The organism is Micromonospora sp. SCSIO 07396, assembly GCF_053667945.1.
The window spans coordinates 5,178,290-5,198,677 of record NZ_CM132210.1; the positions used below are offsets into that span (position 1 = coordinate 5,178,290).

Sequence of the window (20,388 nt, forward strand, 5' to 3'; positions counted from 1 at the left end):
AAGTACAGGACGAGTCGATTGAACCATTCGCACGCAGACCTTCTACCAACAAATCTAGTCGCGTTACTTGCTCCACAAGACCCCGAAGTTACCGACGATCGAAGCATGATCGAGTGCATCCAACTCGTCATGTCGCGTATCGAGCCTGGGCACGCTAACCTCCACCCTCATGAAAGAGCCTGAGTCGGGCATCTACGACCACCTGATCACAGGCCAACTCGCCACCCAACTCCACCATCTCGACCCGGCTCACGTCCAGCACCATCCCCTGGACCCCGCCGACGCCCACCACCCCCTCACCCGCCACCTCGCCGCCCTGATCAGCCGTGCTCTGCAAGCCGTTCCCAACGGCGACGACAAGCTCCGCCACCAGGTCGAGCTGACCAACCGGATCGCCGAGGCCATCGCCACCCTCAGCCCCGCCGCGACCGACCAGCACGACCAGATCGCCGACGCCAGAAACCTCCTGCACGCCATCGCCGCCCCACCCACGCCCCCGGCGCAGCCGACCTTCCCGCAGCGCCCCACCACCCCGCTCTCCACCGGCGCACTGCTGGTCAACGGCAAGCACCAGCCGCGCATCGGCCACGAGGTCAACCACGAGATGGCCTCGGCGCAGCGCGTCGACCTGCTCTGCGCGTTCATCAAGTGGTACGGCCTGCGCATCGTCGAACCGGCGATTCGGGAGCTGATCCAGCGCGGCGGCAAACTCCGCGTCATCACCACCACCTACCTGGGCGCGACCGACCAACGCGCCCTCGACCGGCTCGCCGAGCTCGGGGCCGACATCAAGGTCTCCTATGAGACCAGGACCACCCGACTACACGCCAAGGCGTGGCTGTTCCGCCGCCGCCACGGGCTGACCACCGCGTACGTCGGGTCGAGCAACCTGTCGAAGACCGCGCTGGTCGACGGGGTGGAGTGGAACGTCCGGATCTCGAACGTCGAGCAGCCGCACGTCATCGACACGTTCACCGCCACGTTCGAGGACTACTGGAACGACCCGGCGTTCGAGACCTACGACCCGGGTAGGGACGCCGACCGGTTGCGGCGGGCGTTGACCGGGGAACGCCGCACCGACGAACCGACGCAGATCGCCAACCTGGACGTGCGGCCGTACCCGTACCAGGCGGAGATCCTGGCCGACCTGGACGCCGAACGGCAGGTGCACGGCCGGCACCGCAACCTGGTGGTGATGGCGACCGGCACCGGCAAGACGGTGGTGGCGGCGCTGGACTACCGGCGGCTACACAGAAACAAAACCGTCGACTCGTTGCTGTTCGTCGCCCACCAGGAGCAGATCCTGCGGCAGAGCCTGTCGACGTTCCGGCAGGTCATGGGGAACGGCAGCTTCGGCGAGACCCTGGTGGCCGGCCAGGTGCCGACGCACTGGACGCACGTCTTCGCCTCCGTCCAGTCGCTGCACCGGCGGGAGATCGACCCGCAGGCGTACGACATGGTGATCGTCGACGAGTTCCACCACGCGGAAGCGCCGACGTACGCCCGGTTGTTGGAGCGGCTCGCGCCGCGCGTACTGCTGGGGCTCACCGCGACGCCCGACCGGGCCGACGGCGGCGACGTGCGGCGGTGGTTCGACGGCCGCGCGGCCGTGGAGCTGCACCTGTGGGACGCGTTGGAGCGGCAACTGCTCGCGCCGTTCCAATACTTCGGGGTGCACGACGACACGGATCTGTCGCACCTGCGCTGGCGGCGCGGCCAGGGGTACGACCTGGCGGATCTCGACGACGTCTACACCGGTGACGACGCACGGGCGCGAATCATCCTCCGGGCCGTACGGGACACCGTGGACACCGATCGGATGCGGGCGCTCGGGTTCTGCGTGGGCATCGGGCACGCCGAGTTCATGGCGGACTGGTTCACCAGACACGGCGTACCGTCGGCGGCGGTGACCTCGCGGGTCGACCGGGCGGAGCGCGACCGGCTGCTGCGGGAGTTCCGGGCCGGGACGCTGCGGGTGCTGTTCACCGTCGACCTGTTCAACGAGGGTGTCGACCTGCCGATGGTCGACACGATTCTGATGCTGCGGCCCACCGAGAGCGCCACCATCTTCCTCCAGCAGTTGGGCCGTGGGCTGCGCCTCGACGACGACAAGCCGTGCCTGACCGTGCTCGACTTCATCGGCGGGCAGCACGCCAACTTCCGGTTCGACCTGCGGTGGCGGGCGCTGACCGGGGTCAGCCGCCGAGCCGTCAGAGCCGCCGTCGAGCAGGACTTCCCGTCGCTACCCAGCGGCTGCCACGTGCAGCTCGACCGGGTCGCCAAGGAGATCGTGCTCGACAACCTGCGCACCGCGCTGCCCACGTCCAAGAAGGGCCTGGTGGCCGAGCTGCGGCAGCTCGGTGACGTGAGCCTCGCCGAATTCCTGCGGGAGACCGGCCTGGAGATCGAGGACGTCTACCGGTCGGCGTCGGCCGGCGGATGGACCGGGCTGCGGCGGCTCGCCGGCCTCGACACCTCCGCACCCGGCCCGGCCGACCGCGAGTTGGGCCGGGCCATCGGCCGGATGCTGCACCTGGACGACGTCGACCGGCTCGACCTGCTGGCCCGGGTCGCCGCCGGTTCACCGCCGCCGGACGGGCGGCTGTGGAACATGCTGCACTTCGACCTGTGGGGGCCGCAGGTGCCGCTGACCGCCCGGGAGGAACGGCTCAAGTGGCTGTGGGCGGAGCCGGCCCGCTGCGCCGAGTTGCGTCAGGTCGCCGAGGTGCTGCGGGAGCGCATCCACCGGGTCACCGCGCCGGTCGGCGTGCTGCGGGTGCACGCCCGGTACAGCCGCAACGAGGCGTGCGCGGCGTTCGGCATGACCAACCCCGGATCGTTGCGGGAAGGGGTGAAGTGGTTGGAGGCTGAGCAGGCGGACCTGTTCTTCGTCACCCTGGTCAAGTCGGAGCAGCACTACTCCCCCACCACGATGTACGCCGACCGGGCGATCACCGAGCGGCTGTTCCAGTGGGAGTCGCAGAGCACCACCTCGGAGTCGTCCCCTACCGGTCAGCGGTACGTCCACCACGCGGCACGGGGTTCGACGGTGCACCTGTTCGTGCGGGAGACCCGGGTGCCGGATCGGGACCTCGGCGCACCGGCCTACCTGTACGCCGGCCCGATGACCTACCGGCAGCACAGCGGGGAACGGCCGATGCGGGTCGTCTGGGAGTTGGCGACCCCGCTGCCCGCCGACCTGTACGCGGCGGCCCGCACCATCGCCGCCTGAGGGGCGATGACAGCAATTCTGGTGGCGGAGGACCCATGGATGGTCTGCCTCGTACGGCTGAGGGAGCGTCGTCGGCACCGGGCGCCCACACCCGTGGCGAGGTGGGCTGCCCGGTACCCAGCCCGAATCAGCTGTGTTGCGCCCGCTCGAAGAGTGGGCGGGTGATCGCCGTGCTGAACTGCGGCCCCACCAGGTAACGCTTCCCCGGAATGTAGCCGTGGGAGTTGTCGCCGACGACGGTGCCGAGCCCGGTGTGCCGGTCGAAGTTCGTGAGTCGCGGGCCGCCGCTGGAGCCGCCGCCCATCACGCATGCGGTGCCCCACTGGCCGGGCGGCTCCGGCCAGTCCTCGGTCGACTGCTGCTCCACCGCCCGGCCGGCGCAGTAGGCGAGTCGCTCACCGGTGTATTCCGGCAGCCCCTCGCGGGCCTCGTCGGAACTGGCCCGGGGGTAGCCGAACTGGTGCACCACCCGCGCGCCCGGCACGTCGTAGCCGATCCGCTGGGCGACGCCGACGGCGTCCTGCACCCGGCGTCCGTCGCTGTTCGGGTGGAGCACCACGAACGCCTGGTCGTACGAGTCGTACAGGCTTTCGATCTGGTCGTTGAGCAGCCACGTCGACGGGGCCACCGACAGCCGGGCGACGAACCTGCCGTACGGCGCCCGGCCGTCGGTGTAGCCGGGGACGAACAGCACGTTGGCCGACCACTGGTTGTCCTCACCGATGAGGTCGGTGTTGTTGACGCAGTGCGCGGCGGTCACCACCGTGCTGCGGTTGGCGCTGTCCAGCACCGTCGCCGTGCAGCTGGCGTCCTCGCCGTGGTCGGTGAAGAAGAGCCTGCCGACGGTACGCGACACGGCGTCCGCCCGGGTCCATGGCGCGCCGTCCGGCTTCGCCACGGGCGGCACCTGCGCCGACGGGGTCTTCAGAGCCGCTATCCGCTGCGGCGTCCAGTACGCCAGCACCGCCTGCCGCTCGGCGGCGGTGACGGCGACGGCGTGGGTGGCGACCGTTCCGGGAGCGGCGGTGGCGGGCTGCTGAGCGAGCCCGGTCAGAGTCGTCGTCACGAGCGCGGTGACCGCTCCGGCGACGCCGACGCGACGACGCAGGCCGGGGGTTGGCTTCGATGTCATGACGGGGAACGTACGGCCGGATTGTCAGAAAGACGTTTGTGGAGATGCCCCTTCCGCTCCGGGGTCTGACGCCGGATCCGCTCCGGAAGGTGGATACGGTCGGCGGGCACACCGGCGACCGAGGGGGCGGCGGCGACCTGCTCGACCGGGGCGCGCAGCGGGGCCAGCCCGGTGCCACCGGCCACCAGCAGCAGGTCACCGTCGCGCAGGTGTAGGCCGGTGTCGCGGGACGGGCCGAGGGGCAGCATCTAGCCGGGGCCTACCTCGTGAACGAGGTTGCCCGAGACGGTGCCGGCGGCCACGCGCCGGACATGCAGCTCGACGGTGCCGTCGGGGCGGGGTGCGTTGGCCGGGCAGTACCAACGCCAGCGACCGGGGTTCCGTGGGGTCTCGACGGGACCTGCCTGGCCCGGGCGGTGCGGCAACCGCAACCAGGGGCGCAGGGTCCGCAGGATGGCGATGCCGGGGCACGGCCGGTGGTGACCGATCACCATCGCCGACACGCCGTCACCGGTCGCCCGACAGGAAGTTCCGTGGCGTCATGTCGGTGCGTGCCCGCCGATCCGCCAACGCAACAGCGCTCAAGAGGGCAATCCGCGCGGTCAGCAGGTGCCGAATTTCGGTTTCACAGTCAGATCCGCTCCCGGACGCGGCGTTGCGTCGCGGTTCACCGTCAGGAAACCCGTGAGCATTACGGCGGCTTATGCAGTTTTCGGGAATTCCACGACTGGCCTGCGGTGGGGTACGGGCTCGACCTACCCACGTCCCAACAATATCTAGTGATCTGCGTCACACCGATCAATAAATCCGATCGAAAGATAGATCTGCGACAGTGCAAACGCGTTCAGCTCATGGAAAATAATCGTATGCGATCTGCGCAGCAGAGTGGCAGACTGGCGTTGGGGCATGGAGATTGATGAATCAACGCTGAAGAATGTAGATCATTGCCTCGGGGGAGGGTGAGGAACATTAACGAGCAGAGTCTGTCACCCCGCGAGAAGGAGGTGCTCGTCCACTTTTCGGACGGCCTGACGTATGTGCAGATCGGTCGACGGATGAGCATATCCACCAGAACCGTGGACACCTATCTCCGGCGGATCAGAGAGAAGACCGGCATCAAGATAGGTGCTGATCTCGTGCGCCTCGGAATGGCGGTCGGCAAGGCCCACGGCAAGTGATCTCCAGCCGGATGCGGTTCCCGCAGCCACAGCTGCGGGAACCGTCGTTCAGGACACCTGGCCGGCGAACTGATCTCGGGCCATGACGGCCTGGCGGATGGCGTCGTAGGCGGCGCGGTGCGAGTCGATCTCCCGCCGCTGGTACGCCGATTCCACCGTGAACCAGATGCCCACCACGTTCGCCTCGCCTTTGCAGTGGATGTCCCTGGTGGCCACTGCGATCTCCTGGGAGGAGGCGGCATCCGCCTCGAACGCCGGATCGCCCATCACCGACAGCGGGTCAGCGTAGGAGAAACCGGCCTGCTGCATGCAGTCGGACCAGGCTCGAAACGCTGCGGTCACCCGGCTGTCACGCTTGGACTCCTCGAACGACCACATCTGGAGCCGACTGGCCTTGGCCACGTCGACGCCTGCGGGAACCTGTCGGGCCAGTTCGTCGTCGGCCTCACCCACGCAGCCACCGGCCGGCACCAGCTGGCCGCGAACCGTCGACCGTCCCGTCCCGTGCAGCGCGGTGATTCCGTCCGCGTCGAGGACCGGATTGGCGGGCCTGCCGGCCCGGGCCGGATCGCGGGTGCCGAGGCCATAGCCGTCGGTCCTGGCCAGCGCCAGGTCGGTGATGCCGTACCGACGGTCGGTCTCGCTGCGTGGGCCGTAGGCGCTGCCCGGAACCGCCTTGACCGGATAGCGGACGTCGAACCGGGCCAGGCATTTCTGGATCAGGCGCAGTCGAGCCGTGCCCAGGCGGTCACGTTGCTCGGCCGTGGGCAGGTAGTCCTCGATCGGAAGTCGCAGCTCGACGCTGCGCAGCAGGTGCGGCGGCGGTGCGGTGGAGGGCTCCCCGGCGTGCGCTGGTGTGCCGCTGGGAGTGCTGGTGCACGCCGCGAGGGCGACGACAGCGACGATCGCGACCAGCCCGGCCGCCACGCGATTGATGTTCATCATATCCTCGTTAGTGTCAGTCGGCAGTGGGGTACGAATGCCGCTGCTCCGCCCACTGTCAGTGGGCGGAGCAGCGGCCCGGCTCAGCAGGAGTAGGGCAAGTAGCGCGCCGAGGAGATCTTGTTCCTGAATTCCGTCGACGCGTTCCCGCGATAGCCCGGCGACAGGCAGCCGCTGTTGCCGCCGTAGTTCGCAGCGGTGTAGACCCACCAGTAGAACGTGTCCCGGTTGTGGTAGGACGCCGTGTTGTCGTTCACCGGGATTCCCGTGCCCGGGAAGGAGTCGTCGGCGAAGTTGCTGTCCGAGACGTACAGGTCGAAGACGGGCCCCTGCTGGTTCGGGGAGTAGTAGAGACCGAACTCCCCGCTTTCCAGCACGCCGTTCTTGCCGGTTGCCTGGGCCGGTGCGCCGAGGCTCAGCGCCGCGACACCTGCGGTCGCGATTGCCACCAGTGCGATCATTCCCCGCTTGATGTTCATGACTCTCCTTCTGGTCGTCGTTTTCTGCATGAGGTAATGCTCTCCGAAGTGGCCACGGCGGCGGAAGTCGCGAGGTTTCGCGGCTTGACCGATTGTCTCCACCGTGTTAATGACCTGACCAGATCTATATCGGCAATTGCGGGGTGACCAGGTCGATTGGTCCGGGGCGCGAGGGCTAGCAGGTTCTGGTCGGATGTGCGGTGCCGGACGACGGCGCGGGGTTATCAGAATCGGTCGCCGAGGGTGGTTACGGCGACGTTGGCGACGCCGTGTTCTGATGACGGCCCAGATGCGATCGACAGGGTTTTCCTGGGGTTGTACCGGGTGCCGGTGATGATCGCGCCGTCGGCGTCGGCGTCCGCCAGGTCCGGGGCAACCAGGAGGTCACAGCAGTTCAGGGCCAGTTCGCGGAGCTGTTCGTCGAGACCAGCCTCGGTCCACGACCGCAGTCGGCGGCAGCCCGACGGATGCTTCGGAGTCAGCGCGGCCATCTGGACCGAAACTCGATCGACGAGGAAGACCGTCCAGGCCCGGACTCCACAGTCACGAAGCGTAGAAAGCTCCGATGATTAACGGACCCGTACCCGTCTGCCAACTCAGGGTTCCGTCCACCCAGACACCCTGCCTGTTGCCCGTCGCCCTTAATCGGAGATGTTGAAACTGCGCAGACGCACATCGACGGCCGGGCCAGCTTTCGGTCGGGCAGTCACATTCATGACACTGTCGTGTGTGCCCGGACCACTGCTCGGACGATAAGCAGCCCACGCCCGATGCCGCCTCAGCCACCGACCGATAACACGGTATGCATCAGCGGGTCGTAGGTCTCGGTGCTGCGCACCAGCTCCACGCCGCGTGTTACCCGGACGTAGTGGATTCCCCGGTCCGGCTCCCTCCGATGCCCAACTCCTCGATGAGCTGCCACAGCGGCGTCAGCGCCGCCTCCGGGTCCCGGCTGAACACGCTGCCCCGGATCCGGACGAACACGCAGTTGCCGACCCGTTCCAGCACCGCCTGCCGGCGCATGTCGCTCTCCCACTGCTCCGGCCCGTGATAGGCGTCCCCGTCGCACTCGATCGCCAGCCGCCGCCCGTCCGGCGCGGGCAGCACGAAGTCGATCCGGTACGAGCCGACCCGGAACTGCGGCAACGGCCGCAAGCCCCGGCGCAGCATCCGCCGCAGCACCTCGCGTTCGAAGTCGCTGTCGCAGCGTCGCTCCAGGTCGACGTAGGACTCCTCGGCGGTGGTGACGTTCTGGCAGTAGCGCAGCAGCAGGCCCCGGGCGTCGTCGGGGCGCAGGTCGTCGGGCTGCACGGAGTGGAACACCCAGAGCTGGTCGCGGGCCCGGGAGGCGGCGACGTTGACCCGACGGTGGTGGTCGCGTTTGGTGAACGCGGCGACCGGCCCCTGGTGCGGGGAGACGACAGTCGACACCAGCACCACGTCGCGTTCGTCGCCCTGGAAGGTGTAGGAGTCGCCGACGCGCAGCCGACGGCGTTCCATCTCCTCCGCGCCGATCTCCTCGCGCAGCCGGGCCAGCAGGTAGAGGGCCTGCCCGCTGGTGCTGAGCAGGCTGACCACGCCGACGCTGCGGCCCGCGTACGCCGGATCGGCGACGATCGCGGCGACCCGGCCGACGAGGGCTTCGGCCTCGGCGACGTTGACGTTGCCGTAGCCGGGCAGGTCCTGGCGGACGCCCTCGGGCACGTGCACGGCGACGACCGGGTCACCGATGCCGGCGGGCCGGTCGGTGCGCAACGGTTCGATCTCGCCGCCGTAGTAGGTGTCGCTGGAGAACCCGATGATCGCCGGCACCGACCGGAAGTGCTCGGTGAGCAGGATGCGCTCGGGCGAGCGGCGGACCGCGTGGTCGTAGAGGCTGCTCTCCGGGTCGAAGTGCTCGGCCGACGGCACGTCCACCAGATGTGAGTTGATCAGGCCGGTGACGCTGCCGACGAAGGAGAGCTGCGGCCCGATCTGCTGGTCGTCGCCGACCACGACGGCCCGTTCGGCGAGGGTGAGGACGGGCAGGGCGAACAGGTCGGCCTGCGACGCCTCGTCGACGATGACCACGTCGAAGCGCGCACCCCCGGCGAACTGTTCGATGGCCCGGTCGACGGACATCACCCACACCGGCACGGCGTCCACGGCTGCGGTCATCGCCTTCTGGGCGTGGCCCTGCCACTGGGCGGCGTTCTTCCCCGTGCCCTTGCCGATCTTGCGCAGGGCGGTGGTCCAGTCGGCGAGGGCGGCCCGCCGCCGGTCGTCCAGCGCCAGCGACACCTCCAGCCAGGCGGACGCGACCACGAGTTCCCGGGTGAGCTGGCGGATGCGTTCCCGGGTGCGGTCGGCGCGCCGGCCCAGAGCCACCGGGTCGACGCTGCCGACGACCTGGTCGAACCAGGTCTGCGCGCGCCGCCACCGCCACCGGTCGAGGCAGTCCGCGCCGGTGCCGTGCAGGGCGACGGCGGTGCCGTCCTCAAGCTGGGTGGTCCAGTCCGGGGCGACGGGCCGCAGCCGGCCGGTGAGCGTGGCGAAGCGTTGCGCCTCGGGGCGCAGGGCGGCGAGCCGGCGCACCTCGTCGAGCAGGGCGTCCCAGCCGTCGAGGTCGCCCTGGTAGGCGTGGTCGAGCAGCCGCCACAGGTCGCTGGCCTCCACCCCGGACATGCCGCGTTGGAGCAGCGCGTCGAGCCGGTGCTCCTCGGCTACCAACTCGTCGTGGACGAACACCGCAGTGGCCCGGCCGAGCAGGGCGATCAGCGCCGTCAGCCGGCGTACGTCGACGGTGTGTTCGGCGCGCGGCAGCACCCGGCGGACGGTGCGCAGCAGCGTCGGCCAGCGCCGCCGGTCCCAGTCCAGCGCGGTGGCGGCGGCGGTGAGCAGCTGGCCGGTCCAGTATTCCGGCTCGTCGCCGATCTCGGCGGGCAGGCCGAGCGGCGCGCGCCACTGCGCCCACCGGGTGGCCAGCGCCTGCCGCAGCCGACGCCGGGTCACGTACGCGACGACGACGTCGACGTCCTCGGCGCTGCGCAGCACCTCGCCGTCGATCCGGCAGTCGGTGGCGATCCGGGCCAGGGTGCCCTGGAAGAGCTTGTTGACGCCCTTGCCGGCGGCGAAGCGTTGCCGCAGCTCGTCGAGCAGCGCCAGCAGTCGGCGCGGCTCGGTCAGGTGGAGCTCGGCGACGGCGACCTCGTGCCCGGCGACGACCCGGGCGGCGGCGGCCAGGTCGGCCAGCGCCTGCTGGCTGGCGGCCACGTGGTCCTCCCACCGGATCCGCCAGTTCGCGTCGGCCTGCAACAGCGCGCCGAGCCGGTCGGTCCACGCGCCCTCCCGCTCGGTGAGCAGGGTCGCCGCCTCCCGGAGCTGCCCGCCCAGCTCCTCCAGGGCGGGCTGCCCGACGGCGCGTACCTCGGCGATCAGCATCCCGGCGTCGGCGAGCCGGTCCAGTTCGTGCCGGGTCGCGGCCAGCTCCCGGCGGTCGTCCCGGATCGCCTCGGCGGTCGGCAGGTCGGCCACCGTCGGCAGCTCCCGCAACGCCTGCGCGCGGTCGGCTCGCCGGGTACGCCTGGCGATGTCGAGCAGGTCGCTGAACTCCTCCCCGGTCAGCGGGGCGGCCAGGTCGGGGGCGAGCGGGTCGGGGATGTCGCCGTAGCGGTCGGCCCGCTCGCGCAGCCACGCGCCGACGTCGCCGGGGGACAGCCGGATGCCGTCGATCTCGTACCTGGCGGATTCGTGTTCGGCGAGCGCGCGCAGGCCGGCCAGGGCGAGCCCGAGGTCCCGTTCGGCCTCCTCCAGTTGCCGGCGCAGCCGATCGACCCGCTGCTGTTCGGCGCGACGGTCCAGGGTGGCGCCCCGGTCGGAGAGTTCCCGGGCGGCGAGCTGGAGCTGCACCAGCTGGTCGGCGGAGCGGCCGAGCACGGCCAGGCAGAGCGGTTGGATCTCCGGCGGCAGGCCGTCGCGCAGCACCCGCAGTGGGTCCTCCTTCTGCGCGACCACGAGCACCCGTTTGCCGTGCGCCATCAGGTGGCAGATCAGGTTGCGGATGGTGTGCGTCTTGCCGGTGCCGGGTGGCCCCTGCACGGCGACGTTGCGGTGCTGGGCGAGCCGGCGGGCGATGGACTCCTGTGCCTCGTTGGTGGGCAGCGGCATGAGCAGCCGCTCCCCCAGCGGCTGCCACCGCTGCGGCTCGTCGTGCGGCATCTCCAGCCGGCTCGGCTCGTGGGCGAGGATCGCGGCGAGCGCGCCGATGCCGGTGGTGTCACCGGCCAGCAGCCGGGCCCGCAGTTCCTCCAGGAAACGGCGCAGCATCCGCTGCCGGGGCCGGACGAACAGCACCCCGGTGTCGTGCACGTACCCGCCGGTGGGGGCGGGGGCGTCGGCGTCGCGCAGCACCGGGTCGTGGCCGAGGCGACGCAACGCCCGTTCGAAGAACTCCCGCCTGTCGAACTCCGCCCAGACGTCGAGGTCGAGCTGCCCGCCGGACCCGGCCAGGGCCAGCAGTTGCCGCAGGTACCGTTCGTCGAGGCCGGTCAGCGGGTCGGTCTGCAACCGGGCCGGCCCCTGCGGCACCACCCGCACGACCGACCGGTCGGGGTCGTACTCGACGGCGACCGGGGTCACCACCAGCGGATACCGCACCCGGTTACCGGCGACCTCGGTGTGGATGACGCCGTGACCCCAGACGAGTTCGTAACTGGCGGCGGTCATGTCGACCCGGTGCATCAGGTCGAACAGGGCGCGGTGCAGTCGGCGTACCCGCTCGGTGCGGGCGGCCTGCTCGGCCCAGGGCCGCCAGTCCTGCTCCCGCCACTGCTCGAAGCGGGGCCGCAGCCGCGCGATGGTCTCCTCGTCGCCGGTCAGCCTCGGCTCGGCCGGGTAGGGCGGGGTGTCGGCGAGGTGCGCGACGAACTCGACGGGGGTCTTCAGCCGTCGGGGGGTCGCCGGCAGGCCGACCTGGAGCCAGCTCACCCCGTCGGCCGAGACGCCCACCTGGCAGTCCGGGTGCTCGGGCAGGTCGTGCTGCCAGAACACGTCCGCTGTGGGCACCGTGCGGGCCGGCTTCTCCAGCTGGGCGCGCACGGCCATCAGGTAGTCGACCAGCGCGGTGGTGCGCTCCAGGATCAGCGCGGGTGATTCGAGGTCGGACGTGGCGCGGGAGAGCATGCGGCACCTTTGCTGGCTGTGGGGGTCTCCGGCACCCTACCGGCGAATTCCTCCCGGACGGGACCTCCGGTCGGCATTCTTCACCCACGGCGGCGGTCAGCCGGTCTCGGCGTCCGCCCTCGCCAGGTTCTCCGGCAGGTCCTCGGCGTGGTAGACCCGTTCGGACGGCTCGATGCCGGCGAGGAACATCGCGTACACCGCCGCCATCCGCAGCCACGCCACCGGCCGCAGCAGCGCCACCGCCCGTTCCGGCAGGCAGCCCGGCACGTCGGCCCGCCAGCGTGCGCACCAGTCGGCGACGAGGGTGGCGGCCGGCCCGGCGGGCAGTTGCTCGGTCAGCCGGAGGATGTCGAAGGCCGGGTGGCCGACGAACGCGTCGCCCCAGTCGATGATGGTGTGTCGGTGCCCGTCGGCGCGGACGTTGCCGGGGTGCAGGTCGCCGTGCACGAGGGTGTCGGGCAGCCCGCACCGGGTCACCTCGTCGAGCCGCGTCTCGACGTCGGCGAGCTGCTCGTGCGCCCGGTGCGGGGCGAGGGTCGCGCGCAGCCACCGGGCCAGGGCTGCGCCGCGCAGGTCCGGCACCCCGGCGGCAGCGAGCCGGTCGGCGGCGGGCAGCGTGCGGACCTGGAGGGCGTGGTGCCGGGCGGCGATCGCGGCGCGTTCGGCGGGGTCGGCGCCGTAGCGGTCCTCCCCCGGCACGTGGTCGAGCAGCATCCGCCCCTCGTCGTCGGCGGCGAGCAGCCCCGGGGTGTCCGGATCGTCGGCCAGCAGCCGCAGCACCGCCGCCTCGTGCCGGAAGAACACCGGAACCTGTTTGAGCCAGGCGGTGCCGTGCGGCCCGTCGAGCCGCCAGACCGCCGACAGGTTCCAGGTGCGCTCCTGGGTCGACACGGTGGCCGGCCGGCCCAGCCGGTCGAGCTGCGTGGCGGCCCACGCCAGGCTCGCCGCCGGCCCGCCCGGCTGCGCGTAGGGCGCGCGCAGCGGATGCGCCGCCGGCTGCGCCACCTGCGCCGGCAGCAGCGGTACGCGGACCGGGCCGGACACCTCCGCCAGGTAGCTGACGTGGCCCCCGGGTGGCCGGCCGCGCCGCCCGACGAGCAGCCGCAGCACGGTCACCTCGACGCCGTACGCGGCGCGGGCCCCGGCGACGACCGCCGCCGCGTCCTGCCACCAGGGCACCGGCACGTCGAAGTCGGGTAGCGCGCCGAGCGGGCGGCCGGTGGCGTCGACCAGGACGAGGCGGACGGTACGGACCATGGCCGGACGGTAACGAGCCGCCCGGCGGGCGCGCGAGCCGAATACCGGCGGCGGTCAGCTCAGCTGCGCGGTGGCGAGGATGGCGTCGAGACCCCGGACGAAGAGGTCGTCATCGCTCCACCGGCCGTCGTCGAGGTGACCGGAGGCGGTGAGGGTGGGGTAGGCGGCGGCGTTGGCCTCAAGGTGCCGGCGGGCTTCGGCGCGTGCCTCGGGGTCGTCGGTCTGCCGCCAGGTGGCTTCGGTGAGGGCCGCGCCGATCACGTAGTTGGCCACCAACCGGGTCACCACGGCCAAGTGCCGGCCGGTGAGCCCGGCGCGGACCAGCGCGGCCTGGAGGAACTCCGTGCGGGCGAGGACATGCGGGCCGAGCATGGGGCGGCCGATCAGGCTCGGCGCCCAGGGATGGCGGAGCATGGCCGCCCGCCATCCGCAGGTCAGCGTGCGGACGTCGGCGCGCCAGTCGGGGCCGGCGGCCGGCAGCGGCACCTCGCCGAAGATGTGGTCGACGGCCAGGTCGAGGACGTCGTCCCGGGTCGCGACGTGCCAGTAGAGGGCGGTGGGGGTGACGGCGAGGCGTTCGGCCAGCCGGCGCATGGTCAGCCCGTCGACACCGGTGCGGTCGAGCAGGTCGACGGCCGCCGTCACGATCCGGTCCCGGGTCAGCGGGGTGGCCCGGCGGTTGCGGGCCGGCTCCGGCCGTAGCCAGATCGGGGCGGCCCGGCCATCCGGTCGTCCAGTGAATTCGGTCGCGTCCACCCGCAGCAGCCTAGTACCGTGCACAGTTAATTTAACGCTGTTAGATTAAGGTTCGCCGGTACCGTCCCCGGTGGACGGTGGTTACTCGCGGAAGGGCGGTGGCGACCGTGCCGCTGATGCGCATACAACTCGACAGCGACAGACACACCGCGCGCCGGGTGGTGGAACTGCACCGGGCCGGGAAGGTGCACCGCGAATCCCGGGACGCCGCCCGCGACGAGGTGTGGCGGCGGGGGCGCACCCCCGCCGCGGAACCCGTCTTCGTCGGCACCACCAACGGCGAGCCCGTCCGCCTCATCTACGACATCGAGGTCTACCGGGACGTCGTCGCGTAGGCCCCGCCGGAGCCGCGGCCGGACACCGCGTCGCGTTCGTCCGGGCCCGCCAGCAGCGTCAGCGGACCGGGTCGTGGGTGCCCCGCGGGACGCCCGGCCGACACCGGCGCAGCCGCTGCGCCGCCATCCGGCCACCCACGGCCAGGCCGTGCCGCTCGACGGCGGCCAGCCCGTACGCGCTGCACGTCGGGGTGTAGCGGCACTGGCCCGGCCAGCGGTGCGACAACCACCGCCGGTAGCCGAGGATCGCCGCCCGGCCCGCCCGGTCCACCACCGACGCCCGGCTCACCCGGGCAGTGGTCGCGCCGAGGGTCAACAGGAAGGAGAACAGGCCGAAGTCACAGCAAGGCAGCCCGTCACAGCCGTCGCAGCCGTCGCAGTCGGCGTCGCACCAGTCGCGCTTCTTCTTGTGCTGCTTACGCTTGAAATGGATCACGCCGTACATGATGCGACGGCCCCGCCAGCCCCGCTGTCGGGGCCGGAAGGCCGAGGTAGCGGTACCGGCCCCCCACCAGCGAGCCCAGGGCTCAGCGGTGCACGGTGCGGCGGACGCCGTCGTGGCCGGCGCAGGGCTTCGGCTGGCCACCGGTCAGGCTGACCGCGCCGTCGCGGCACAGCACCAGGTAGCCACGCCCGGCCCAGAACTGCGGCACGCAGTCGAACCAGTCGCAGACCCGGTGGTCGGGTTTCCGGACGGGTTCGCCGCCGCAGTAGTCGTACCCCATCGGGTTGGCCGGGGCCCCGCAGCGCCGCTCCCGCACCACGGACGGCGACGGCTGCGGCGGGCCGGTGCGCGGCCGGGTCACGACCGGAGCGGGCGCGGCGGTGGCCGCCGACGCCACCTCCGGGGTGACCGGCGGATCGGACCCGGCCAGCACCACCGGCACCACCAGGGTCAGCGCGGCGGCCACCGCGACGGTCCGCCGACCGCCGGGGACCCGGGCGCTGAACCGGGCCTGCGCGGGAGTGGCGATCGCCGGTCGGAACGGCGCGCTCTCGGCATGGGTGGCGATCAACTCGTCGAGCTGGGCGAGGACGGCCGGCCGCTGCTCGATGGCGTCGGCGAAAGCCAGGGTCAGCACGAACCGGAACTCGGCCGCCGCGCCCGGCGGCAACAGCACGCCGGAGGTCTGCCGCCGGTCCAGGACCTGGATCAGGGTGACCGGGGCCGCCGGGTCGTGCAGCAGCCCGGTCATCCTCCCGTACGCCCACTCGCGCCGGCCCCGCCCGCCGACCAGGACCAGCCGACGGTTGGTGACCACCGCGATTCCGGCGTCGGTGGCCCGGACCCCGTCGGGCAGCCGGTGGCGCAACGGCCCCGACGCCGCCTCGACGACCAGGTCGGGGGCGGGCAGCACGGCGGTGTGCCGGACCTCGACCAGCTGCACGCCGGGCATCGTCCAGAGCACCGCCTCGCCGGGGCTCAACGCCAACGGCAGGCCGGCCCCGGCAGCCGCGGTGCCCCGCAGACCGACGGCGAGGGCACGCAGCCGACGCAGTTCGTCGTCGCGACGTCGCCAGGCCCGCTCGACGGTGCGGTAGACCCGCCGCCGTCGTTCGTTCTGCTGCCGTGCCCAGGTGTAGCGCCAGGTGGAACCCGTCGAATCAGTCATCGCCACGCCGACCCCTCCGCCGTGCGAGCCACCAACCGGGGTGTTCACCCGGCTCAACGGCAGGAACAAGACCGGCGGACCCGGCATTAGGGATTTACCACCCGATCGGGGGATGGAAATCTGTCGGACCACGACGAACCGCACGCCGGCTCACCTTCCGGTTCTCCGCCGTGCGGGGCGCTGCCAACGTCGGTAACGTCAGCCGCAGCCGGGCCGCGACGCCCGCACCGCCGATGCGAGGGGGGACCCGTGACCGGTCCGGACCACCGCCGCCGGGTGGTGCTCGGCGTCGACATCGGCACCACCAGCACCAAGACCGTGGCGTACGACACCGACGGCCACCAGCTCGCCAGCCACTCCGTCGGCTACCCGCTCGACGAGCCGCACCCCGGCTACGCCGAGCAGGACCCCCGGCTCATCTTCGACGCGGTGGTGGAGACCATCCGCACCGTCGTCACCGAACTGGGCGACGGCATCGCCGGCCTGTCGTTCAGCACCGCGATGCACAGCCTGATCGGCCTCGACCCGGACGGCGAGCCGCTCACCCCGTCGGTGACCTGGGCCGACTCCCGGGCCAGCAGCCAGGCCGAACGGCTGCGCGCCGCGCCCTGGGGGCTGGCCCTGCACCGACGCACCGGCACCCCCGTGCACCCGATGGCCCCACTGCCGAAACTCCTCTGGTACGCCGAGCAGGAACCGACGCTGCACGAGCGGGTCGCCCACTGGGTCGGCATCAAGGACTACGTGCTGCTGCGGCTGACCGACACGCTGGTCACCGACCACTCGGTCGCCTCGGCCACCGGCCTGATGGACATCCACCAGCTCGCCTGGGACCCCCAGGCGCTCCGCGTCGCCCAGATCACCGGGGAGCAGCTTCCCCGGCTCGTCCCCACCACCACCGTCCTGCCGGGGCTGACCGCCCGCGCCGCCATCGCCACCGGCCTGCCGGCCGACACCCCGGTCGTGGTCGGCGCGGGCGACGGCCCGCTGGCCAACCTGGGCCTCGGCGCGGTACGCCCCGGCGTCGTCGCCTGCTCCATCGGCACCTCCGGGGCGATGCGGGTGGCCGTCGAACGTCCCGCCGTCGACCCGCTCGGCGGGGTGTTCTGCTATGCCCTCACCGAGGACCGGTGGGTCGTCGGCGGGGCGATCAACAACGGCGGGATCGTGCTCCAGTGGGCCGGTGACACCCTCGCCCCCGAGTTCGGCGAGCACGGGGAGGAGGAACTGCTCGCGCTGGCCGCCACCGCACCGGTCGGCTCCGGCGGGCTGATCATGCTGCCGTACCTGCTCAGCGAGCGGGCCCCGCACTGGAGCGCGCTGCCGCGCGGGGCGTACGTCGGGCTGACCCACGGGCACCGCCGCGAGCATCTCGTCCGGGCCGCACTGGAGGGGGTCTGCCAGCAGCTCGCCCTGGTCCTGGCGTCGGTCCGGGCGGCCGGCAACGAGGTCCGTGAGGTACGCGCCAGCGGCGGCTTCGCCCGTAGCCCACTGTGGCGGCAGATGCTCGCCGACGCGCTCGACATGCCGGTGCGGTTCCCCGCCGGCCACGAGGGCTCCAGCTTCGGCGCGGCGCTGCTCGGCATGCAGGCGCTCGGGCTGATCGACTCCGTCGACGTCGCCGCCGACCTGGTCCGCATCGACGAGACGGTACGCCCCGAGCCGGCCTCCGCCGCCACCTACGCCGCCCTGCTCCCCCTGCACGCCGAGCTGTACGACGCGCTGGTGCCCACCTTCGCGTCGCTGCGCCGGCTGGCCCCCAGCCTGCCGGCAGAGCCACCACCCACCCCCGCACCCATGTGACCGCCCGCCCCACGTCGGGCCGGACCCCGTCCGAAGGTCGTGATCGCCGTGCTCACCCTCCTCGCCGCACCTGCGGAACCGGCCACCAGCGCCGGTGACGCCCAGCTCGTCGTGGCCGCCCTGCTGGGCATCGCCGCGGTCGTCCTGCTCATCGCCTGGGGCAAGGTGCACCCCTTCCTGGCGTTGATCCTCGGCGCGGCGGTGCTCGGCGTGGTCGCCGCCATGGCCCCCGACACGATGATCGAGTCGTTCAGCGCCGGGGTCGGCTCCACGGTCGGCGGGGTGGGTCTGCTGATCGCCCTCGGCGCGATGATCGGCGGGCTGCTCGCCGAGTCGGGCGGGGCGGACGGCATCGTCAACCGGGTCGTCGGGCGGGTCTCCGGCACCGCCCTGCCCTGGGCCATGGCCGGGGTCGCCGCACTGATCGGCCTACCGCTGTTCTTCGAGGTCGGCGTGGTGCTGCTGGTGCCGATCGTGCTGCTGGTCTCGCTGCGCACCGACGTACCGCTGATGAAGATCGGCATCCCGGCGCTGGCCGGCCTGTCGGTGCTGCACGGCCTCGTCCCGCCACACCCCGGCCCGCTGGTGGCGATCTCCTCCCTCGACGCCGACCTGGGGCTCACCCTCGGGCTGGGCCTGATCATCGCCATCCCCACCGTGATCGTCGCCGGCCCGGTGTTCGGCAACTTCATTGCGCGCTACGTGCCGGCCACCGCCCCGGCCGCGCTGCTGCCCACCCGGCAACCGGCCACCACCGGCGGTGGCCGGCGCGGGCCGGGCAGCCCCGCCGTCGGCCGCGGGTCGGACGGCCGGGACACCGGGCGGGGACCGGCCGGCGACGACGACCTGCTCACCGACGACGACCTGGTCAACCCGGGCTCCGGCCGGCCGGGCGCACCGGTCGACGACAGCGGCACCGAGACGGCCCGGCGTACCCCCAGGTTCTGGCCGGCGGTGCTCACCGTGTTGCTGCCGGTGGTGCTGATGCTGCTGCGCGCGGTCGGCGAACTGACCCTGACCGAGGGCACCGTCGCCCGGCAGGCCCTCGACATCGCCGGGGCGCCGATCGTGGCGCTGCTGGCCGGGGTGATCGTCGCCATGTTCACCCTCGGCTACCAGGCCGGGTTCAGCCGCAGCCAGGTCTCCTCGGTGCTCGGCGGCTCGCTGCCGCCGATCGCCGGCATCCTGCTCATCGTCGCCGCCGGCGGCGGCTTCAAGCAGGTGCTGGTGGACGCCGGGGTGGGCGACCTGGTCGCCGACGCGGCCAAGGACGCCAACCTCTCCCCGCTGCTGCTGGGCTGGCTGGTCGCCGTGGGCATCCGGGTCGCCACCGGCTCGGCGACGGTCGCCACGATCACCGCTGCCGGCATCGTCGCCCCGTTGGCGGCCACCCTGGACCGTCCCGAGGTGGCGCTGCTGGCCCTGGCCGTCGGCTGCGGTTCGCTGTTCTTCTCGCACGTCAACGATGCCGGCTTCTGGCTGGTCAAGGAGTATTTCGGGCTGACCGTGGGGCAGACGATCAAGAGCTGGTCGGTACTGGAGACGATCATCTCGGTGGTCGGCTTCGCCGGCGTACTCCTCCTCGACCTGGTCCTGTAGGTCCCCGCGCCAGTGCCGGCCGGGGTCGGGCAGGGGTCAGGCGCCGGGGATGTTGCGGGGCGGGTCCTCGCCGATCAGGCCGGCCTCCGGCTGGTCCGCCGACACGGGCAGGCCGAAGTCCGCGTAGGTCAGGTCGAGCGCTGAGGTCTTGCCCGGCTCGCCGGACAACTCGATCCGGTAGCGGACCAGCCGCCCCTGCGCGTCCACCGTCGCGGTGAACGGCACCCTGGCGGCGCGCTCGCCGAGCACCCCACCCACCCCCTCGCCGAGCACCTCGGTGCTGCGCCGCAGGTCCAGGGTCCCGGCGTAGGCCCGTTCGCCGGTGGCGCGTACCTCGGTGGCCGCGCCGAGCGTGCTGGCCAGCCGGGTGTTGTCCAGCCCGGTCCGCTTCCCGGCGGCCGCCTCGACGGTGCCCAGGTGCCACCAGGTACGCCCGTCCCAGACCGGCACCCGCCGGTCCGGGGCGGTCACCTTCACGTAGACGTCGGTGCCGGTGACGAGCCGCTCGATGACCACCTTGCCGTTGGCCACGGCCAACGTCGTCGTCTCCCGCCCGCGCCGCCCCCTCGGGTCCCAGACCAGGGTGGTGGTGTCCCCGCCGCTCGCGCCGTCGCCCAGGGTCAACCGGTAGGACTGCTGGTCGATCCGCTGCGCGGCGGTGGCCAGTACGGCGGCCGGCTCGGTCGGGGCCGCTGCGGTCGTGGACCCGGCGGTCGGTGTCGGTCCCGCACCGCTGTCGTCCGAGGTGCAGCCGGCCGCCGTCACCAGCGCGACGAGGGCGGCCGTGGCGGCGGCCAGCTTCGGGTGCTTCACGGCGGTCTCCCCGGGGTGGCGCGCCCGCCGGCCGAGCCGATCGACGCTGGTGACAGAGCGGTCGCGCCAGCCTAGCCCGGCACCCGGCC

At 72.1% G+C, this 20,388-nt stretch carries 17 protein-coding genes; 5 read left to right on the plus strand and 12 right to left on the minus strand.

Annotated elements, in window-relative coordinates; all coding sequences use genetic code 11:
* Window positions 1-169: 169 nt before the first annotated feature.
* Entirely contained in the window at window positions 170-3,232 is a 3,063-nt protein-coding gene (locus ACWCHM_RS22245) for a DUF3427 domain-containing protein (protein ID WP_454219674.1), read from the plus strand.
* Between the two features lie 127 nt (window positions 3,233-3,359).
* On the opposite strand, the gene ACWCHM_RS22250 is transcribed toward ACWCHM_RS22245, so the two are convergent.
* The 3 genes from ACWCHM_RS22250 to ACWCHM_RS22260 are packed head-to-tail and all read right to left on the minus strand — an operon-like array spanning window position 3,360 to window position 4,858.
* A complete protein-coding gene (locus ACWCHM_RS22250; protein WP_204956603.1) occupies window positions 3,360-4,364 on the minus strand; it encodes a trypsin-like serine peptidase in 1,005 nt (334 codons plus the stop codon).
* On the minus strand, window positions 4,361-4,612 hold the full coding sequence (locus ACWCHM_RS22255) for a hypothetical protein (protein WP_454219675.1): 252 nt from the start codon (window positions 4,610-4,612) through the stop codon (window positions 4,361-4,363). The genes ACWCHM_RS22250 and ACWCHM_RS22255 overlap by 4 nt, the downstream gene beginning before the upstream one ends.
* Window positions 4,613-4,858, minus strand: a complete 246-nt coding sequence (locus ACWCHM_RS22260) for an FAD-binding oxidoreductase (RefSeq protein WP_421490447.1) — start codon at window positions 4,856-4,858, stop codon at window positions 4,613-4,615.
* A gap of 465 nt (window positions 4,859-5,323) precedes the next feature.
* Here ACWCHM_RS22260 and ACWCHM_RS22265 point away from each other — a divergent pair, with 465 nt between their 5' ends.
* Entirely contained in the window at window positions 5,324-5,542 is a 219-nt protein-coding gene (locus tag ACWCHM_RS22265) for a response regulator transcription factor (protein WP_421489251.1), read from the plus strand.
* A gap of 48 nt (window positions 5,543-5,590) precedes the next feature.
* On the opposite strand, the gene ACWCHM_RS22270 is transcribed toward ACWCHM_RS22265, so the two are convergent.
* The 6 genes from ACWCHM_RS22270 to ACWCHM_RS22295 form a co-directional block, all read right to left on the minus strand.
* Entirely contained in the window at window positions 5,591-6,484 is an 894-nt protein-coding gene (locus ACWCHM_RS22270) for a hypothetical protein (protein ID WP_421489252.1), read from the minus strand.
* Between the two features lie 83 nt (window positions 6,485-6,567).
* Window positions 6,568-6,963 (minus strand): peptidase inhibitor family I36 protein, encoded by a 396-nt coding sequence (locus tag ACWCHM_RS22275; protein WP_421489253.1) that lies wholly within the window; start codon window positions 6,961-6,963, stop codon window positions 6,568-6,570.
* 224 nt (window positions 6,964-7,187) lie between these two features.
* Window positions 7,188-7,454 carry a hypothetical protein gene (locus tag ACWCHM_RS22280; RefSeq protein WP_421489254.1) on the minus strand — a complete coding sequence of 89 codons (267 nt, stop codon included), beginning with the start codon at window positions 7,452-7,454 and terminating at the stop codon, window positions 7,188-7,190.
* 364 nt (window positions 7,455-7,818) lie between these two features.
* Window positions 7,819-12,123, minus strand: a complete 4,305-nt coding sequence (locus ACWCHM_RS22285) for an AAA domain-containing protein (RefSeq protein WP_454219677.1) — start codon at window positions 12,121-12,123, stop codon at window positions 7,819-7,821.
* A 96-nt stretch (window positions 12,124-12,219) separates the two neighbouring features.
* Complete coding sequence (locus ACWCHM_RS22290) at window positions 12,220-13,380, minus strand: phosphotransferase family protein (protein WP_454219678.1); 1,161 nt, start codon at window positions 13,378-13,380, stop codon at window positions 12,220-12,222.
* Between the two features lie 54 nt (window positions 13,381-13,434).
* Window positions 13,435-14,136, minus strand: coding sequence for a TetR/AcrR family transcriptional regulator C-terminal domain-containing protein (locus ACWCHM_RS22295; RefSeq protein WP_421489257.1), 702 nt, complete (start codon window positions 14,134-14,136; stop codon window positions 13,435-13,437).
* 116 nt (window positions 14,137-14,252) lie between these two features.
* Here ACWCHM_RS22295 and ACWCHM_RS22300 point away from each other — a divergent pair, with 116 nt between their 5' ends.
* Window positions 14,253-14,471 (plus strand): hypothetical protein, encoded by a 219-nt coding sequence (locus ACWCHM_RS22300; RefSeq protein ID WP_454219679.1) that lies wholly within the window; start codon window positions 14,253-14,255, stop codon window positions 14,469-14,471.
* Between the two features lie 58 nt (window positions 14,472-14,529).
* Here the strand turns inward: ACWCHM_RS22300 and yidD are convergent, their stop codons facing one another.
* Complete coding sequence (gene yidD / locus ACWCHM_RS22305) at window positions 14,530-14,916, minus strand: membrane protein insertion efficiency factor YidD (protein ID WP_281900235.1); 387 nt, start codon at window positions 14,914-14,916, stop codon at window positions 14,530-14,532.
* 82 nt (window positions 14,917-14,998) lie between these two features.
* Window positions 14,999-16,090: a hypothetical protein gene (locus tag ACWCHM_RS22310; RefSeq protein ID WP_454219680.1), complete on the minus strand. Its 1,092-nt coding sequence runs from the start codon at window positions 16,088-16,090 to the stop codon at window positions 14,999-15,001.
* Between the two features lie 243 nt (window positions 16,091-16,333).
* Between ACWCHM_RS22310 and ACWCHM_RS22315 the strand changes: the two genes are divergently transcribed.
* Complete coding sequence (locus tag ACWCHM_RS22315) at window positions 16,334-17,887, plus strand: gluconokinase (RefSeq protein ID WP_454219682.1); 1,554 nt, start codon at window positions 16,334-16,336, stop codon at window positions 17,885-17,887.
* Between the two features lie 48 nt (window positions 17,888-17,935).
* The gene (locus tag ACWCHM_RS22320) at window positions 17,936-19,486 is read left to right on the plus strand and encodes a GntT/GntP/DsdX family permease (protein ID WP_454223142.1); all 1,551 of its coding nucleotides are present in this window, start codon (window positions 17,936-17,938) and stop codon (window positions 19,484-19,486) included.
* A gap of 36 nt (window positions 19,487-19,522) precedes the next feature.
* Here ACWCHM_RS22320 and ACWCHM_RS22325 read toward each other — a convergent pair whose 3' ends face one another.
* Window positions 19,523-20,299, minus strand: coding sequence for a hypothetical protein (locus tag ACWCHM_RS22325; RefSeq protein WP_454219684.1), 777 nt, complete (start codon window positions 20,297-20,299; stop codon window positions 19,523-19,525).
* Window positions 20,300-20,388: the final 89 nt, after the last annotated feature.

Excerpts from the sequence above, each read along its gene's own strand:
- ACWCHM_RS22255 (WP_454219675.1), bottom strand. The coding sequence starts at position 4,612 with ATGCTGCCCCTCGGCCCGTCCCGCGACACCGGCCTACACCTGCGCGAC.
- ACWCHM_RS22260 (WP_421490447.1), bottom strand. The coding sequence starts at position 4,858 with ATGGTGATCGGTCACCACCGGCCGTGCCCCGGCATCGCCATCCTGCGG.
- ACWCHM_RS22300 (WP_454219679.1), top strand. The coding sequence starts at position 14,253 with ATGCGCATACAACTCGACAGCGACAGACACACCGCGCGCCGGGTGGTG.
- ACWCHM_RS22285 (WP_454219677.1), bottom strand. The coding sequence starts at position 12,123 with ATGCTCTCCCGCGCCACGTCCGACCTCGAATCACCCGCGCTGATCCTG.
- ACWCHM_RS22250 (WP_204956603.1), bottom strand. The coding sequence starts at position 4,364 with ATGACATCGAAGCCAACCCCCGGCCTGCGTCGTCGCGTCGGCGTCGCC.
- yidD (WP_281900235.1), bottom strand. The coding sequence starts at position 14,916 with ATGTACGGCGTGATCCATTTCAAGCGTAAGCAGCACAAGAAGAAGCGC.
- ACWCHM_RS22290 (WP_454219678.1), bottom strand. The coding sequence starts at position 13,380 with ATGGTCCGTACCGTCCGCCTCGTCCTGGTCGACGCCACCGGCCGCCCG.
- ACWCHM_RS22275 (WP_421489253.1), bottom strand. The coding sequence starts at position 6,963 with ATGAACATCAAGCGGGGAATGATCGCACTGGTGGCAATCGCGACCGCA.
- ACWCHM_RS22280 (WP_421489254.1), bottom strand. The coding sequence starts at position 7,454 with ATGGCCGCGCTGACTCCGAAGCATCCGTCGGGCTGCCGCCGACTGCGG.
- ACWCHM_RS22270 (WP_421489252.1), bottom strand. The coding sequence starts at position 6,484 with ATGAACATCAATCGCGTGGCGGCCGGGCTGGTCGCGATCGTCGCTGTC.
- ACWCHM_RS22245 (WP_454219674.1), top strand. The coding sequence starts at position 170 with ATGAAAGAGCCTGAGTCGGGCATCTACGACCACCTGATCACAGGCCAA.